General features: G+C 68.8%; 13 protein-coding genes. 8 read left to right on the top strand and 5 right to left on the bottom strand.

Annotation, left to right across the window (positions count from 1 at the left end):
* Nucleotides 1-18 precede the first annotated feature (18 nt).
* A complete protein-coding gene (locus tag G8A07_RS01340) occupies nt 19-1,983 on the top strand; it encodes an MFS transporter (RefSeq protein WP_195795348.1) in 1,965 nt (654 codons plus the stop codon).
* Nucleotides 1,984-2,068: 85 nt separating this feature from the next.
* On the opposite strand, the gene G8A07_RS01335 is transcribed toward G8A07_RS01340, so the two are convergent.
* The 5 genes from G8A07_RS01335 to tgt all read right to left on the bottom strand — a co-directional run bounded on the left by G8A07_RS01335 (nt 2,069) and on the right by tgt (nt 7,380).
* A complete protein-coding gene (locus tag G8A07_RS01335; RefSeq protein ID WP_371816408.1) occupies nt 2,069-2,572 on the bottom strand; it encodes a hypothetical protein in 504 nt (167 codons plus the stop codon).
* Complete coding sequence (locus G8A07_RS01330) at nt 2,572-3,579, bottom strand: AraC family transcriptional regulator (protein WP_195795347.1); 1,008 nt, start codon at nt 3,577-3,579, stop codon at nt 2,572-2,574. The genes G8A07_RS01335 and G8A07_RS01330 overlap by 1 nt, the downstream gene beginning before the upstream one ends.
* A complete protein-coding gene (locus tag G8A07_RS01325; RefSeq protein ID WP_195795346.1) occupies nt 3,576-5,705 on the bottom strand; it encodes a xanthine dehydrogenase family protein molybdopterin-binding subunit in 2,130 nt (709 codons plus the stop codon). Before G8A07_RS01325 ends, G8A07_RS01330 begins: the two co-directional genes overlap by 4 nt.
* Nucleotides 5,702-6,157 carry a (2Fe-2S)-binding protein gene (locus tag G8A07_RS01320; protein ID WP_195795345.1) on the bottom strand — a complete coding sequence of 152 codons (456 nt, stop codon included), beginning with the start codon at nt 6,155-6,157 and terminating at the stop codon, nt 5,702-5,704. Before G8A07_RS01320 ends, G8A07_RS01325 begins: the two co-directional genes overlap by 4 nt.
* Nucleotides 6,158-6,252: 95 nt before the next feature.
* Nucleotides 6,253-7,380 carry a tRNA guanosine(34) transglycosylase Tgt gene (tgt, locus tag G8A07_RS01315; protein ID WP_195795344.1) on the bottom strand — a complete coding sequence of 376 codons (1,128 nt, stop codon included), beginning with the start codon at nt 7,378-7,380 and terminating at the stop codon, nt 6,253-6,255.
* A 229-nt stretch (nt 7,381-7,609) separates the two neighbouring features.
* Here tgt and G8A07_RS01310 point away from each other — a divergent pair, with 229 nt between their 5' ends.
* The 7 genes from G8A07_RS01310 to G8A07_RS01280 all read left to right on the top strand — a co-directional run bounded on the left by G8A07_RS01310 (nt 7,610) and on the right by G8A07_RS01280 (nt 17,093).
* Nucleotides 7,610-10,030, top strand: a complete 2,421-nt coding sequence (locus tag G8A07_RS01310; RefSeq protein ID WP_195795343.1) for a hypothetical protein — start codon at nt 7,610-7,612, stop codon at nt 10,028-10,030.
* A gap of 62 nt (nt 10,031-10,092) precedes the next feature.
* Nucleotides 10,093-11,208 (top strand): hypothetical protein, encoded by a 1,116-nt coding sequence (locus G8A07_RS01305; protein WP_195795342.1) that lies wholly within the window; start codon nt 10,093-10,095, stop codon nt 11,206-11,208.
* Nucleotides 11,209-11,341: 133 nt separating this feature from the next.
* Nucleotides 11,342-12,133, top strand: coding sequence for an ABC transporter substrate-binding protein (locus G8A07_RS01300; RefSeq protein WP_195795341.1), 792 nt, complete (start codon nt 11,342-11,344; stop codon nt 12,131-12,133).
* 43 nt (nt 12,134-12,176) lie between these two features.
* Nucleotides 12,177-12,782, top strand: a complete 606-nt coding sequence (locus G8A07_RS01295) for a YigZ family protein (protein ID WP_195795340.1) — start codon at nt 12,177-12,179, stop codon at nt 12,780-12,782.
* An 82-nt stretch (nt 12,783-12,864) separates the two neighbouring features.
* Nucleotides 12,865-14,220, top strand: a complete 1,356-nt coding sequence (gene argG, locus G8A07_RS01290) for an argininosuccinate synthase (protein ID WP_195795339.1) — start codon at nt 12,865-12,867, stop codon at nt 14,218-14,220.
* Nucleotides 14,221-14,880: 660 nt separating this feature from the next.
* Nucleotides 14,881-15,363 (top strand): hypothetical protein, encoded by a 483-nt coding sequence (locus G8A07_RS01285; protein ID WP_195795338.1) that lies wholly within the window; start codon nt 14,881-14,883, stop codon nt 15,361-15,363.
* A 914-nt stretch (nt 15,364-16,277) separates the two neighbouring features.
* Nucleotides 16,278-17,093, top strand: a complete 816-nt coding sequence (locus G8A07_RS01280) for a CPBP family intramembrane glutamic endopeptidase (protein ID WP_195795337.1) — start codon at nt 16,278-16,280, stop codon at nt 17,091-17,093.
* Nucleotides 17,094-17,167 lie beyond the last annotated feature (74 nt).

Here is a 17,167-nt window from a genome sequence, read left to right as displayed (position 1 = left end):
GAGGAAAGCCTTTCCCTCATGCAGCACGACCCTTCAGCCCCGCACAGCAGCCAGTTCGCCCTGCTCCGCCAGCGCCGCTTCGCGCCCTTCTTCTGGACCCAGTTCCTCGGCGCGGCGAACGACAACCTGTTCAAGTTCGCCTTCACCGTGCTGGTCACCTACCAGCTGCAGCTGGGCTGGCTGCCGCCGGCGCAGGCCGGGCTGGTGATCGGCGCGCTGTTCATCCTGCCCTTCGTGCTGTTCTCGGCCACCAGCGGCCAGCTGGCGGACAAGCATGACAAGACGCGGCTGATCCGCTTCATCAAGAGCCTGGAGATCGCGATCATGGCGCTGGCGGCCTGGGGCTTCCACGCGACGCACGTGCCGGCGCTGCTGGCCTGCGTGTTCCTGCTGGGCCTGCACTCGACCTTGTTCGGCCCGGTCAAATACGCCTACCTGCCGCAGCAGCTGAGCGAGCGCGAGCTGACCGGCGGCAACGGCATGGTGGAGATGGGCACCTTCGTCGCGATCCTGCTCGGCAATGTGGCCGGCGGCCTGCTGATCGCGACGCCGCAGGTCGGCGCCCAGCATGTGGCGATTGCCTGCTTCGCGCTGGCGCTGCTGGGCCGGCTGACGGCCCAGGCCATCCCGTCCAGCCCGGCCACCGACCCGCATTTGAAGATCAACTGGAACCCGGTCAGCGAAACCTGGCGCAACCTGAGCCTGGCGCGCGAGCAGCTGGCGGTGTTCCGCTCGCTGCTGGGCATCTCCTGGATGTGGTTCTTCGGCGCGGTGTTCCTGGCCAACTTCCCGGCCTTCGCCAAGGAGGTGCTGCATGGCAACGAGCAGGTCGCGTCCTTGCTGCTGGTGGTGTTCTCGGTCGGCATCGGTGTCGGCTCGCTGCTGTGCGAGGTGCTGTCGCGCCGCCATGTCGAGATCGGCCTGGTGCCGCTGGGCGCGATCGGCATGAGCGTGTTCGCGATCGACCTCTACTTCGCCTCGCGCGGCCTACCGGCCCCGCCCGCGGCGCTGAGCCTGGGCGCCTTCATGGCCCAGGCCGCGCATTGGCGCGTGCTGCTTGACCTGTGCCTGCTGGCCCTGTTCGCGGGCCTGTACAGCGTGCCGATGTATGCGCTGATCCAGCTGCGCGCGCAGCCGACGCACCGCGCCCGCATCATCGCGGCCAACAACATCCTGAACGCGCTGTTCATGATCGCCAGCTCGTTGCTGGCCGGCGCGCTGCTGGGCGCGGGCCTGAGCATCCCCGAGCTGTTCCTGGCCGTCGGCCTGGCGAACGCGGTGGTGGCCTTCTACATCTTCATGCTGGTGCCCGAGTACCTGCTGCGCTTCGTCGCCTTCATCGCCTCGCGCTGCATCTACCGCTTCCGCATCCGTGGCGACGAGCACATCCCCACCAAGGGCCCGGCCGTGCTGGTCTGCAACCATGTGTCCTTCGTCGACCCGGTGCTGCTGATGGCGGCCAGCCCGCGGCCGATCCGCTTCATCATGGATCACCGCATCTTCCGCATGCCGGTGCTGGGCTGGATGTTCCGCCTGGCCAAGGCGATCCCGATCGCGCCGCGCCACGAGGACGAGGCCACCTACGAGGCCGCCTTCCGCGAGGCGCGCCGCGTGCTGGACGACGGCGAGCTGCTGTGCATCTTCCCCGAGGGCGGCATCACCCGCGACGGCAGCTTGCAGCCCTTCAAGGGCGGCGTGGTGAAGATCCTGGAGGAGCAGCCCGAGGGCGGCGCCGGCATCCCGGTGGTGCCGCTGGCGCTGACCAATCTGTGGGGCTCCTTCTTCTCGCGCGTCGAGCAGGGCCAGGCCATGGTGCGGCCCTTCCGGCGCGGATTTTTCAGCCGGGTGGGGCTCGCCGCGGACGCACCGATCGCCGCGCGGGATGTGACGCCGGAGCTGCTGCGGGAGCGTGTGGCAGGGCTGCTCGGAGCACCCACGGCCACGCCGGGCGCGGCCTATCGCGGATCGCGGTCGTCCACATAATTCTTGCTGCAGGTCTTGATCAGGGATGGCGCACAGGCCTCCTCAAGACCAAGAGCGATGGCTGTCGGCGGGATCTCCGCGCCGATCAGATCTCCTTGCGTTGGCGGCGCCAGGCACGGCGCAGGCGCTGCCGCATCGCCCGCGCCGCGCGCCACGCCGCACTCCCCCGCACCCACGCCAGCAGCTCGGCCTTCCAGCCGCTCCAGCGCGCATACAGGCGCGCGAACCAGGCCAGGCGCAGCAGCGCCGGCTGGATCAGCTGAAACAGCCAGGCCAGCAGTGCGGTGCCGGCCAGCTTGGCCGCGACGATCACGGCGACGCCCAGCATCGCCTTGCCCTCGGCGATCAGCCACAGCGCCAGCAGCTTGATCGGGATGATCAGCAGGCTGGGCAGGACCAGCACCAGCAGCGCCGCATGGGGCGGCAGCCTCGTCAGCCGGCGCTCCAGCCAGCGCAGCGGCAGCCGCGCGGCCAGCCGGGCCATCGCGCGGCGCAGCGGCTCCCAGCCCCATTCCTCGAAGAGGATGAGCAGGGCCAGCAGCAGGCGGGCCAGCCAGCGCAGCGGTTTCATCACCAGCTTCATCATCATCACCGTGGCGCCACCGCAAAGTGCCGGCGATAGTCGACCGGCGGCAGCCCGCTGCGGCGCCGGAACTCGCGCGCGAAATGCGACTGGTCGGCATAGCCGCAGAGAAAACCGATCTCCGCCAGCGGCGCGGCGCTGCGCAGCAGCCACCAGCCGGCGCTGCGAAAGCGCGCCTCGGCCAGCAGGGTCCGGAACGCGGTGCCCTGGCGCTGCAGCTCGCGCTGGGCGCTGCGCCGCGACAGACCCAGGCTCAGCGCCAGCTCGTCCATGCCCGGCGGAGAGGGCAGGCGCGCGGCCAGTTGATCGAACACCTGCCGGACCCAGCCGGCCCAGGACTCGCCCTCGGCCAGGCCGGCCGGCGCGGCGGTAGCGGGCGCCGGCTCGGTCTCGGGAGCGGTATGGCCGCTCCAGCGCAGGCACCAGTCCGCCGTCGCACCCACGGCCATGGCCCGGGCCAGGGCCGCGCCATCGTCGACGCGCGGATACACCTGCACCGCGTCGTTGATCTCGCAGCGCACCCCGCGATGGCCGCAGGCCTCCAGCAGCGCCGCCAGCAGGCCGGCGACGACCAGGCTCTCGGCTGGCTGCGGTGATGAGGTCTGTGGACTCAGCGACACATGGTGCAGCCGCGCCTGCCCCGCCTCCAGCCGCAGCAGCCGCACCCGATGGCGCGAATGGATATAGCGCTCCAGCCGGCCCCAACGCTCGAACAGATCGGCGGCATCGCGCGCCGAGGTCAGCGCGCGGTGCGTCGGCTCATGACGGAAGCGATGCACGCCCCGGCCCAGCAGGGCCAGGCATGCCGGGCCGCCCACCGCCAGCGCATGGGCCAGCAGGCGGCGCTTGTCGTCCAGCGGCACGGTGGCGCGCCCCTCGGCGCCGCGCGGATCGGCGGCGCCCGGCGGCAGCCCCAGGTCCAGCAGGCCCTGGCGCAGCACGCGCAGCATCGCCGCGCTGGCGAAATCGCCGGACGGCGCAGCGCTGGAGGCTGGCGGGCTCTTCCTCTTCATCGACGCTCATTGTCACGCAGCCATTCGGGCCGGCAGGGCAGCGCACGCAGGCGCACGCCGGTGGCGGCGCGGATCGCGTTGGCGATCGCCGCGCCCGCGGCGACGATCGCGGTCTCTCCGGCGCCGCTGGGCGGCTCGCCATGGTCGACCAGCTCGATCTCCAGCGGGGGAATCTCATGCCAGCGCGGGATCGGTGAATCCGCGAAGCCGCTGGCGCCGACCGCGCGCCCGTCGAAGGCCAGCGCCTCCACCAGCACCATGCCCAGGCCCCAGACCAGATTGCCCTCGCATTGGGCGCGCACCTGCTCGGCATCGATCACACGCCCGCAGTCATGGGCGCAGCACAGGCGCGTCACCCGGACCTCGCCGCTGGCCGCCACCACCACGTCCGCGACCACGGCGGCATAGCTCATGTCCTTGTAGATGCCGCAGGCCAGGCCGCGGCCCGTGCGTTCCCCCGGGGCCGGGGCCGGAGGCGCATCGCCCCAGCGCGCGCGCCGCGCCACCCGCTGCAGCACCCGCGCCAGCCGGGCCTGCGGCGGCGAGGCGGCCGCATCCAGATGCGCCAGCCGGAAGGCCAGCGGGTCCTGCCCCAGGCGGCGCGCGCATTCGTCGACCACCGACTCGACGACGAAATGGTTGGACCCGGCGCCCAGGCCGCGCCAGGGTCCGGTCAAGAGCGGCAAGCGCACCAGCGCGAAGCGGGTCTCGCGCCGCGCCGCGCGATAGGGCAGCTGCGCGCCGCGCGCCACGCCGGCGTCGCCGACCAGCCGGCTGACCTGCTGCATCCAGACCGGCATCGCGGCATTGGTGAACAGGATGTGGCTGCTGACGAAGGCATGCCACCAGTCCTGCAGCCGGCCCTGCCGCAGCCGCACCCGCACGCGGTGGCTGGACGGCGCGCGATGAAAACCCTGGCGCAGCTCCTGCGCGCGGGTCCATTGCACCTTGACCGGCCGCCGCACGGCCTGGGCCAGCAGCGCCGCCTCCAGCTCCACGGTGCAAATGGTCTTGCTGCCGAAGGCGCCGCCGACGCGGCAGGCCTGCACCAGCACCTTCTCCGCGTCCAGGCCCAGGCGCTGCGCCACCACGTCGCGCTGGTAGAACACGTCCTGGCTGCCGACCCACAGCCGCAGCTCGCCGCGCGCGGCATCGAACTCGGCCACCGCCGCGCGCGGCTCCAGCGCCGCATGGGCGGCGGAGGGGATGTCGAAGCGCAGGTCCAGGTCCCAGGCGCCGTCCGGGTCGATGGGGCCGGCATCGTCGCCCACCGCATGGGGCAGACGCCGCCCCGCGGCCAGCGCGAGGTCCACGTCCAGCGCCGCGGCCCAGTCGCCGGCCGGCTTGGGCGATGGCTCGGCCATCTGCCATTGCAGGGCCAGGGCCCGCTCGATGCGGTCCAGCGCCCCCGGCGTGGCCGCCACCAGGCCCAGCCCGCGGGCCCGTCCCTGGACCAGGCGCGCATCGCGCAGCAGGGCCACGAAACCGGGCACGGCGCGCGCGGCCGCCTCGTCCAGCGCACCGGGCGCGGATTCGAACTCGGGCGACTGCGGCGCATACAGCACGCGGCCGAACAGCTGGCCGGGCCGGCGCACATCGGCCACATAAAGCGGCCGGCCGGTCACGATGGCCTCGCCCTGCTCCAGCGGCGACGTCGGCAGGCCGGCCAGTGCGTTGCTTGGCCCCAGCGAGCGCAGCGCGGCCGGCGCCTGTTCGGCTGCCGCCGCGAACCCGCCGCGCGCCACCGCCTCGCGCAGCAGCGCGCAGGCCTGGGCCAGCGGCAGCGCATAGTCCTTGATCGACTCGCTGCCGACGCTGGCCTTGACCCGGCCGATGTCCGCCGTGCTGGGCAGGCGCAGCTCGACCCGTTCCCAGGGCACGCCCAGCTCCGCGCAGGCGATCCGCTTGAGGCCGTTCAGGATGTTCTGCCCCATCTCGATCCGCGGCACCCAGAGGAGGTAGCGGCCGTCCTGGTGGCGTATCCAGCCCAGCGCATCGTCCAGGCTGGGCATCGGCCGGCGCGGGATGACCGGCAGCGCGCAGCCGGCGAACAGGGCCACGGTCAGGCCGGCGCCGCTGTGCCGCAGAAAGCGGCGGCGCGAGGGTTGGGCGAGGCCGCTCTTCATCCCTGTTCCACCACCAGCATGATGGCTCGGCGGATGCGCTGCTGGGTGCCGCAGCGGCACAGGTGGCCGGCCATCGCCGCATCAATCTCGGCCGCGTCGGGTCGCGGCTTGCGGCGCAGCAGCGCGGCCGCGCCCATCAGCTGGCCGGCCTGGCAGTAGCCGCATTGCGGCACCTGCAGGCTCAGCCAGGCGCGCTGCAGCGGATGCGGCGCCTCGGGCGTGCCCAGGCCCTCGATGGTGGTGATCTCATGCCCCGCGACGGCGGCCACCGGCAGCAGGCAGCTGCGCGCGGCCTCGCCGTCCAGCAGCACCGTGCAGGCGCCGCATTGGCCCTGGCCGCAGCCGAACTTGCTGCCGGTCAGGCCCAGGTGCTCGCGCAGCACATGCAGCAGCGATTCTTCGCGCCAGCCGGCGGCCACCGCATGGCGCCGGCCGTTGATCCGCAAGTCCATGGCAACTACTCCCTTCTCGAAGTGAGAGGGAGCATGCCGGCGGCGGGCGCCGTAGGTCTAGAACGATTGCGCCAGGCCGGCGCGGCCGGCCTGCCTCAAACCCCGCGCGCCCGATCCTCGGCGAATTTCTTCATGAAGCCCGCGAAGTTGCCGGCGTCCAGCGCCTCGCGCACTTCCTTCATCAGGTTCAGGTAGTAGTGCAGGTTGTGCACCGAGGTCAGCATCGGGCCCAGCATCTCGCCGCAGCGGTCCAGGTGGTGCAGATAGGCGCGGCTGAAATTGGCGCAGCAGTAGCAGCGGCAGGTCTCGTCGACCGGGCGCTCGTCGGCCTTGTAGCGGGCGTTGCGCAGGCGCAGGTCGCCGAAGCGGGTGAACAGATGGCCGTTGCGCGCGTTGCGGGTCGGCATCACGCAGTCGAACATGTCGACGCCCTGGCTGACGCCCTCGACCAAATCCTCCGGCGTGCCCACGCCCATCAGGTAGCGCGGCTTGTGCGCCGGCAGCTGATGGCCGATATGGGTCAGCACGCGCTGCATGTCGGCCTTGGGCTCGCCGACCGAGAGGCCGCCGATCGCGTAGCCGGGCAGGTCCAGCGCGGTGAGTCCCGCCAGCGATTCGTCGCGCAGGTTCTCGAACATGCCGCCCTGCACAATGCCGAACAGCGCGTTCGGGTTCTGCAGGCGCGCGAACTCGTCCTGGCAGCGCTTGGCCCAGCGCAGGCTCATCTCCATCGACTTGCGCGCTTCCAGCTCGGTGGTGATATGGCCCTTGGTCTCGTAGGGCGTGCACTCGTCGAACTGCATGACGATGTCGCTGTTCAGGATCGTCTGGATCTGCATCGAGATCTCGGGCGTCAGGAACAGCTTGTCGCCATTGACCGGCGAGGCGAACTTGACGCCCTCCTCGCTGATCTTGCGCATCTCGCCGAGCGACCAGACCTGGAAGCCGCCGCTGTCGGTCAGGATGGGCTTGTTCCAGCTCTCGAACTTATGCAGGCCGCCGAACTGCTTCATGATGTCCAAACCCGGGCGCATCCAGAGGTGGAAGGTGTTGCCCAGGATGATCTGCGCGCCCATCTCCTCCAGCGAGCGCGGCATCACGCCCTTGACCGTGCCGTAGGTGCCCACCGGCATGAAGATGGGGGTCTGCACCACGCCATGGTTGAGCGTGAGCACGCCGCGACGCGCGCGGCCTTCGGTCTTGAGCAGGTCGAACTTCAGCATGATGGCGCGATTGTCGCAGCACGGCCGCGGCCGCCTGTTTGGGCGAGGACTTTGCAAGCGCGCAACAACAAGCGGCCGCCGAGCGTGAAAAGCTGCGCGGCTTTGCGCGCCCGGCCGGCACCCCGGCCTTTTCTCCGGCGCCGACGGCGTCGCCTCTTGGCAATATCGCCCCGCCCAGCGGCGCGGTCGATGCCCTGGTCCAAGACAAAGCAGTCCGGAGTTCCTTACGATGAAAAAGACAGTCCACCCCTCCCTGTGCCACCTGAGCGCGCTGGCCGCGGCCGGCCTGCTGGCCGCCTGCGGCGGCGGCGGTAGCGGCGACAGCAGCACCGACACCCCACCGGTTGCCGCCAGCTACGAGGTGGCCGGCGTGGCCGCCAAGGGGCTGTTGGCGAACGCCAATGTCAGCGCCCATCCGATCAAGGACGGCCAGCCCGATCTGAACACCACCCTGGCCAGCGCCACCACCGACGCCAACGGCGCCTATTCGCTGAAGTTCGCCGCCGCCGCCGGCAGCGTCTACGCGGTGCGCATCAGCGCCAAGACGGACGGCAGCACGACGCAGAAGGACGAGATCACCGGCGCGGCCCAGCCCCTGCCCAGCGGCTTCGCGCTGCGCGCCCTGCTGTCGGCCGAGGCCGCCTCCGGCAAGGCCGAGCTGTTCGTGACGCCCTTCTCCGAGATGGCCGCCGCGGCCGCCGCCAAGGCCGGCATCAGCAAGGACAGCCTGCAGCAGGCCCAGTCCAATGTGATCCAGCTGCTGGGCTTCGACCCGAGCAAGGTCAAACCGGCCGACCTGAAGAGCGCCGGCAGCGAGGACGAGAAGAAGCTCGCGGTGATGCTGACCTCGGTGGCCCAGCTGGCCGCCAAGGGCGAGCTGGGCTGCGCCGGTGGCGCCAGCGCCGGCGACAAGGTCAAGTGCGTGGTCGAGAAGCTGGCCGAGTCGAGCAAGCTGGACTCGATCAAGCCCGGCAAGGTCGGCGACATCGACGTGGCCGGCAAGCTGGTCGCGGCGGTCGGCAGCGTGCTGGCCGATCCCAAGCTGAACAATGGCGCGGTCGATCCGGCCGCGTTGAACATCGCGCTGAAGAACCTGGAAGGCGACGGCAAGCCGGCGCCGGTCAGCGATGCCGGCGCGGTCGCCGCCGGCAAGACCCTGTTCACCGAGCTGCGCAGCAACCTCACCGCACTGCTGGCCGCGCCCAGCGCCGGCGCCGCCGCGCCGCTGCAGGCCGAGGCCGACAAGTTCGAGCGCGCCGTGGCCGATGTGCAGCTGCCTGCCGAGCTGCTGCTGAAGGACGCCACCGCGCTGGTCAGCGGCGTGCAGCTCTACCTGGACTACACCCAGCGCGACGGCAAGACCGTCTCGCGCGACGGCTTCTTCGACATGCTGCCCGGCGGCCCGGCCAATGCCACCGGCATGAGCTGCGGCCTCTACCAGGACACCGATCGCCTGGTGCTGGCCACAGCGGTGGCCAATGCGCGCTACATCGGCTGCAGCGCGCGCTACCACGCGCGCCTGATCAACGACCCCGCGCAGGGCGGCAACCTGGTCTGGGCCTATACGCGCCACCGCATCTTCCTGGAGCCGCAGGCCGATGGCAGCTTCAGCTACAGCGCCCGCGCCCGCAAGGTGATCTGCAAGACCAAGACCGCCCTCTGCGGCGCCAATGGCGCGGCCTCGCAGAGCGATCCGCAGAGCGCGCCGGCCACCGACTTCGCCGGCAAGATCAGCGTGACCCAGCAGGACTACCGCATCAAGAGCTTCAGCATCAGCGGCGAGCTGCCGGCGATGTTCCGCAAGGACAGCTTCGACCTCTACAACCCGCAGGGCAAGGGCGTGATCGCGCTGAGCGGCTCGCGCAATGTGATCCTGGGCGCCAGCGCCAAGGCCGGCGACCTGGAGACCGTTGCGCTGGAGGGCAAGCTGGCGTTGTACCGCGACGGCGGCAACACCCTGGACAGCGAGCTGGTGATCAAGCCCGAATCACGCCTGGTCAGCCGTGTCGAGGCCGACGGCTCGGAGTCGCGCGAGCTCGCCGAGCTGGCACTCAACCTGCTGGCGCGCAATGGCAGCGCCGAGTTCGAGGGCCAGTTCAGCCTCGGCGGGATGATGGCCGACAAGAGCGGCAGCGTGATCGAACCGACCAAGCTGGGCCTGAAGGGCTCGCTGCGCAACAAGAGCGGCGACAGCGTCAGCGAGTTCCTCAGCGGCCAGTTCAGCCTGGCCCTGCAGAACTACGCCGCCTATGACGCCAGCCTGCCGCTGTCCGCGAGCAACAGCTACAAGGCCCAGGTCGGCTTCAACGGCTCGGTCACCGCGCCGAACCGCCCGCTGCTGGCGCTGAGCCTGGAATTCGGCCGCTCCAAGTCCGCCGATGCGCTGCGCGACGGCAAGCTCAGCGGCCAGTTCAAGACCGTGGTCAACGGCGCGCCCAAGCTGGTGCTGAGCTTCGAGGCCAGCGAGGCCAAGGACGCGGCCCAGCGCAGCAGCCTGCGCATCAGCGAGGCGGCCTCCGGCCTGAACTTCGCGGTGGACGGCGCCAGCTCGCTGATCGACCTGAAGAAGGGCGACGTGAAGATCGGCGTGATCGATCTGAGCAATGGCCGCGTGACCTTCACCAACGGCGAGTTCGTCTCGCTGAACTGAGCCCGCGGCTCCAGGGCGCCCCGGCTCCGGCCGGGGCGCCCTGCCCTTTTTCCGGAGTCCCCATGAAGTCCCTTCTGATCGCCGCCGGCCTGCTGCTGGCGCTGGCGGCCGGCGCCCAGGGCGCCGACGACGTGCTGAGCCTGGAGCTGCAGACCCTGCGCCACAGCGACGCGATGCCGCTGAACCGGCTGGACAGCGCCGGCCCCCTGCCGCTGGATCCGCGCGGCGGCCGCAACCTGGTGCGCCAGGACAACGAGCTGCGCCTGGCCTACCACCGGGGCGACTGGCGCTGGAGCCTGCTGGCCCGCCAGAGCGCCGTCGCGATCGCGCCCGAGTCGACCCTGCAGCTGGTGCGCGACGTGCAGGGCAAGGCCCGGCCCGACGGCGATCGCCAGTACCGGGTCGAGCTGGACTACCGCGGCTTTGCCGGCGCCGGCCTGGCGCTGGCGCGCGACTTCGGCCAGGCCTTCGACGGCGCGGCGCGGGACGCCGGCTGGTCGGCGCGCGTCGAGCTGCAGGCGCTGGCGCTGAACCGCCTGCGCCTGGCCGAGCTGGACGGCCGGGCCGACTACCGCGCCGCCACCCAGGCCTACGGCTTCGCGCTGCAGGGTCAGCGGGTGCAGGAGAACCTGCGCTTCCCCTTCATGGACGAGGGTGGCCCCAGCCGCGGCCTGGGCCTGCTGCTGCAGACCGAGCTGCGCTGGTGCGGGCCGCCCTGGTGCCTGGGCCTGGGCCTGCACGACCTGGGCCGCCTGCAATGGCGCCGCATGCCGCAGGAGTTCGACCAGGTCGACTCGCAGACCCAGAGCTACGACGCCGACGGCTTCCTGGTCTACAAGCCGCTGCTGAACGGCCGCTATGCCCAGGGCAGTTTTTCGCAGAGCAGCCGGCAGCGCTGGCAGCTGGAGGCCAGCCACCGCTCGGACCTGGGCCTGGCCGAGCTGCGCCTGGATCATCTGCAGGGCTATGGCTGGCTGCCGCAATGGGGCTGGAGCTGGCCGCTGGCCGAGCCCGGCCCGCTGGGCCTGAAGCAATGGGGCCTGCGCTGGCATGCGCATGAGCGCCGCCTCGGCCTGGCGCTGCGCGCGCAACGCTGGCAGCTGGGCCTGGGCGCGGACCGCCTGGACGGGCGGGCGCGCTCGCGCGAGCTGAGCCTGGCCTGGCTGCAGCCGTTCTGACGACGGATTGATTGCCGCCGGTCGATGCCGGCCGTAGACTGGCCGCACAGGGAGCGAGACCCGCGCCGATGACGCGGGCACAGCGGCGGCGGATGATGACCACCTTCCGCCGGGAATGGATGACGGCCCCGCGATGCACGCTGCCCTGCTGCTGGCCCTGACGCCCCTGCTGCTGGCGGCGCTCGCGTCGCCGGCCCAGGCCTGCGGCCCCTACAAGGTCGGCTATTTCAGCTTCGGCCCCTTCTTCCACCTGAATGGCGAGGGCAAGCCCGCCGGCATCGATGTCGACCTGGTCGCCGCGCTGGCGCAGCGCAGCGGCTGCCTGCTGGAGGGCCAGATGGAATCGCGGGTGCGCACCTGGGCGCTGATGGAGCGCGGCGGGGTGGACATCACCCTGTCGGCGATCCCGACGCCGGAGCGCAAGCGCCTGGCCGAGTTCACGCCCTATGCGCGCAGCCGCAACCATGTGCTGCTGCCGCGCACCCTGACCCAGCGCATCGACTCGGTCGACGAGTTCAATGCCGATGCCGCGCTGCGCGTCGGCGTGGTGCGCGGCTACCGCCATGGGCCGATGCTGGATGCCTGGCTGGACGGGCTGCGCCGCCAGGGCCGGGTCTACGAGGTCGCGGATTTCGATGCGCTGCTGCGCGTGCTGCGCGCCGGGCGGGTCGAGCTGGTGCTGATGCACCCGATGAATCTGCGGCCCAGCGACGGGAGCTGGATGGGCGAGTTCAGCCTGCGCGACTGGGCGCCGCAGGACGATGTGCCCAGCGCGATGGCGATCTCGCGCCGCCGGGTCGATCCGGCCGACCGCGCCCGGCTGCAGCGCACGCTGCAGGAGCTGCTGCAGGAGGGCGAGGTGGAGCGCATCCTGGCCCGCCACCTGGGCGAGGAGATGATGCGCCAGGTGCGGCTGCCGCGCTGAGCCCGGCCCAGCGCCGGAAGCGCCCGGCGACAATGGCCGCCCCATGCCCCTGAGCCTTGCCCGCCCCGTCGACAGCGACCTGCTGATCAAGAAGAGCCGCTTCCTCGGCCGCGTCGAGCCCTGCGCCGGGCGCGAGGCGGCGCTGGAGCGGGTGGCCGCGCTGCGCGCCGAACATCCCGGCGCGGCCCATGTCTGCTGGGCCCTGCTGGCCGGCGGGCAGAGCGCCGCCAACGACGACGGCGAGCCCGGCGGCACCGCCGGCCGGCCGATGCTGGAGGTGCTGCGGCATCAGGATCTGGAGGGCGTGCTGGCCACCGTGGTGCGCTACTTCGGCGGCGTCAAGCTGGGCGCCGGCGGCCTGGTGCGGGCCTATACCGATGCGGTGGCCCAGGCCCTGCTGGGAGCCGAGAAGGTGCCGCTGGTGCGCCTGGTCACCCTGCGCTGCACCTTGCCCTATGCGCTGGAGGGCCTGGCCCGCCGCGAACTGGAGCTGGCCGGAGCGCAGCTGCTGGAGGTCAGGCATGGGGCCCAGGTGGAGATGCGCCTGGCCCTGGCCGAGGACGCCGCGGCGGCCTTCCGGGCCCGGCTCTCGGACGCCGGCCAGGGGCGGATCGGCTGGTTTTCGCCCGAGGATGGACCGGCCCTCTGAGGCCCGCCAAAGCCGCCGCCTAGAATAGGGCAAACCCGCCCATCATCATTTTTCTTCAGCGCGAGAGAGAAAGAGAAGTCCCGTGGCCGCAACCATCCTCCAAAAGATTCCCGCCGGCGAGCGCGTCGGCATCGCCTTTTCCGGCGGCCTGGACACCAGCGCCGCCGTGCACTGGATGCGCGCCAAGGGCGCCATCCCCTGCGCCTACACCGCCAACCTGGGCCAGCCCGACGAGAGCGACTACGAGGAGATCCCGCGCAAGGCCAAGGCCTACGGCGCCGAGATCGCCCGCCTGATCGACTGCCGTGCCCAGCTGGTGGCCGAGGGCATCGCCGCGATCCAGTGCGGTGCCTTCCACATCAAGAGCGGCGGCGCCACCTACTTCAACACCACCCCGCTGGGCCGCGCCGTGACCGGCACCGCGCTGGTGGTGGCGATGCGCGACGACGGCGTCAACATCTGGGGCGACGGCTCGACCTACAAGGGCAACGACATCGAGCGCTTCTACCGCTACGGCCTGCTGGCCAACCCGGCGCTGAAGATCTACAAGCCCTGGCTGGACCAGAGCTTCATCGACGAGCTGGGCGGCCGCAAGGAGATGAGCGAGTACCTGATCGCCAACGGCTTCGACTACAAGATGAGCGTGGAGAAGGCCTACTCGACCGACTCCAACATGCTGGGCGCCACCCATGAGGCCAAGGACCTGGAGTTCCTGAACTCCGGCATGCACATCGTCAAGCCCATCATGGGCGTGGCCTTCTGGAAGGATGACGTCGTCATCAAGCCGGAGACCGTCAGCGTGCGCTTCGAGGAAGGCGTGCCGGTGGCGATCAACGGCCGCACGTTCGCCAACGCGGTCGAGCTGTTCGCCGAGGCGAACGTGATCGGCGGCCGCCACGGCCTGGGCATGTGCGACCAGATCGAGAACCGCATCATCGAGGCCAAGAGCCGCGGCATCTACGAAGCCCCGGGCATGGCCCTGCTGCACATCGCCTACGAGCGCCTGGTGACCGGCATCCACAACGAGGACACGATCGAGCAGTACCGCATGAACGGCATGAAGCTCGGCCGCCTGCTGTACCAGGGCCGCTGGTTCGACCCGCAATGCCTGATGCTGCGCGAGACCGCCCAGCGCTGGGTGGCCCGCGCCATCACCGGCGAGGTGACCCTGGAACTGCGCCGCGGCAACGACTACTCGATCATGGACACGGTCAGCGCGAATCTGACCTACGCGCCGGAGCGCCTGTCGATGGAAAAGGTCGAAGACGCCGCCTTCACCCCGGCCGACCGCATCGGCCAGCTGACCATGCGCAACCTGGACATCACCGACACACGCCAGAAGCTGGGCATCTACACCAGCACCGGCCTGCTGGGCAGCCAGAGCGAAGGCAGCGTGCAGCTGCTGACGGGTGGGGACGGCGGCGCTAGCAAGGCCTGACCCTGGCGCGGGCGTTTGCTCGCGTGACGATGGATGAATGAGAAAGAAACGGCCACCTTCGGGTGGCCGTTTTGTTTGCGGCCGCACATGGGCAATGCCAGCGCAATGGGTTGTCGCATCACTCACCACTTGGAGGGATAGGTTTTCTAGGGCGGCGCCTGGGCCTGCGACTGCACACTGGCGAGCACCTATCCAGACTCGCTCTTGTCGCAGGTAGCTGCTTGGCAAGTCCGGTGTTATGCGGCAAGACTGTCGCCCTACTACCTAGCTAACTAGAAGTCATGAATCGCTACGCAGACGGAACCGAACTTCGTGTTGGGGATGAGGTTGCGCTTGTAGGCGGGCGCGCTACCGTACAGGTGAACCTTGATGCGGGCGAGTATTCCGCGAAGTTCCTGCGCTCGGAGTGGAGCTACTTGGGCGACGGCGTAATTCTTGATACTGACTTTGCCGGCGTCTTGCACATTCCGGCGGAGCGAGTGGAATCATTTGTTCTTCTTCACAGACCGCGATGACTTCTGACCTCTCATTGCAGCGGACTTGCGCCAGTTGCGCTGGCCTTTCCGTTGAACTCAAGCGCTAGATCTCGTGAAAAGCCCTGCTCGCGCTCTGGCGGTCGTAATGTTTGTTGCAAGCAGCTCGCTGCTGGGATCACCGCCCGTGGCGATCCCCCTCAGGGAGCTGTATGTCGAGGCAAAGTCCGTCGCGGTCGTGGAAGTTGTAGAGGGACGTACGGTCTCGGCCAAGGGAAAACCGTGCGGAGCAAGGTACAAGGGTCGCGTCGTGCACTCAGTCAAGAACGCAGCGCCCAGGGCCGTCATCGAGTTCGGCTACGTTCCATCTCTGAAGATTGGCACTCCATACCTCTTGCTGTTGGGTGACTACATCGACGTCCCTCTCGAAGCTGCTCCTGAGTTCCATGCCAGGTGTAAATCGGTGCTCCCCTCAACAGCCGTCATCGCTCACTGGCGCGGCGCGATGGAAATTGTTGGCGATACGGGCGAACCTGGAAAACGCGAGACTTGGACTGTTAGGCCACCAACTCATGTCGTGTTCCCTTTGGGGGCTAGAACCACTGCTGTACATGGAGAAAAGCAGTTCTGGTTTAACGATTTGGTAAAAAGAATGGCTGAGGAACCGTGAGCTCCGACCCGTCAATCAAGCGGGCGTGCCTTCAACGCTAGACCTCAATGTCACCACCGCCACGCCTCCTCGACGATGCTGATGTGTTGGCCTACGCGGCTGTACCTGCGAGCGCCCGCTTTACAGGGCGCCTGCGTCTCTACTCGGGCGACAAACGCGTGGGTTCGGTGCCGAACCTCGCAATCTGCAAGTTGCATCGTGACTCGAGCTTACTCTTGCTCCACTGTGACGACTCGTGGAACATCATCGGGTTGCAGGGCTGGAATACGAGCAACTATGAGTTCGTCGCCACAGTCGAGTCCGTGAAGCAGCAAACCGAAAGATATTACGAGGGCCTCGTGGAAAGTTGGAAAGAGGTGCCAGGTGTTGCCTAACCCCAGCGCTCAAGCCGACTAGGCGACGGCTGGCCTCTTCGGTCCGCCATTTCATCTGGCCCTCTATTTCCGGCCGCAACTCCCGACTCAGTTAAATCGTTGAACATCCAGCGCCGAATGCTCGTAGATCTAGATCTTTCGATACTTACTTCGACCAGTGCTGTTGGCCGGATACACGGCTCACTGGAGTTTGTCGTGTTGCCGCGTGTTGGAGAGCGGGTGGCATTTCCGCTCGCTGCAGTTGGCGCCAGAGGTTTCACGGGCCAATTGACGGTAGAGCACGTAGTTCATGCGCCCGGCGCGGACACAAAGCCAATGCTCCTACTGGGCGATGTGGTCGCCAGCGACAGGGCTGAAGGAGATCGGCTGGGCAAGTCATTCGAGAATGCGTACTCCCTGTACTTCGATCCGTATGAACCGTAGGTCACCCAAGGCCAGACCGCGCGGTCGGACCAAGGTGCTTCACCCTTCGCTGCAGCGGGCTGCTTCGCCGTCCACTGAGCTTGAAAGTTAGACCTCGCAGCTACGGTTCCCGCCCAGATGCAATCAAGCAACGAGCACTTTCCTTCGGTCGCACAGGCCGCCCTACTTCTTCTTGCGAACTTCCTTCTGCAGTACTTGTTGAGCGCACTTCTGTACGACTTCCGCCACTTCACCGGGCTGACAGAGGCTCAAGCTCAGCCGCTTGTTATGGTGCTGGCATATGGCATCGTCCTGGTGTCCGTCATGCACTACAGCCGCATGACCTACGGGAACCTGCTGCATTCAACGAAATCTTCGGCTTCAGCCACGTTGATGCTCTTGGTTCCTCCGGTTCTTCTGCTCGTTCCGCTCGTGTTGCTTCTTGATCACGCTCTCATGGGTATCGTCGAGTGGCTGCTTCCACTTTCCCGTTGGGAGGAGAGTGCGTTCGCCAGCATGGTTGCCGGCAATCTTCCGACGGTAATCGCCACCTGCGTACTGGCACCCATCCTGGAAGAGATGCTCTTTCGCGGAGTCTTGCTTCGAGCGTTCTTGAACCGCCATCCGCGCTGGGCGGCGATCTCATACTCCGCACTGCTGTTCGGCGCAGCGCATATGAACGTCTACCAGTTTCTGCTGGCGCTATGGCTTGGCCTTCTGCTCGGCTGGCTCTTCGAGCGATCAAGGTCTCTGTTGCCCTGCATAGCGCTGCATGCGGCGGTCAACACCGCGGTCGTTGTACTTGAGCAGCTGAAGGGGCCACGGAGCGGGTCGCTCTTGGATGAGGTGGGCATTTCCACTTGGCTGGCTTCGGCAGTGGCCGCTGGGGTTGGCGCGTTTGTTCTGCATCGATTGCTTGTTGACTCCACTCGGAGGACGGCCAATGCGGTCTGACACTTCACTGCACCCGAAGGGCTGCAGTAAGCCTCGCACGCCTACACGCTCGGGTGAACTCAAACGGTAGCGCG

The organism is Roseateles sp. DAIF2, from assembly GCF_015624425.1.
Lineage (GTDB): Bacteria > Pseudomonadota > Gammaproteobacteria > Burkholderiales > Burkholderiaceae_C > Kinneretia.
The sequence above is the reverse complement of the archived record's forward strand: the minus strand, read 5'-3'. Positions and strand labels throughout refer to the sequence as shown.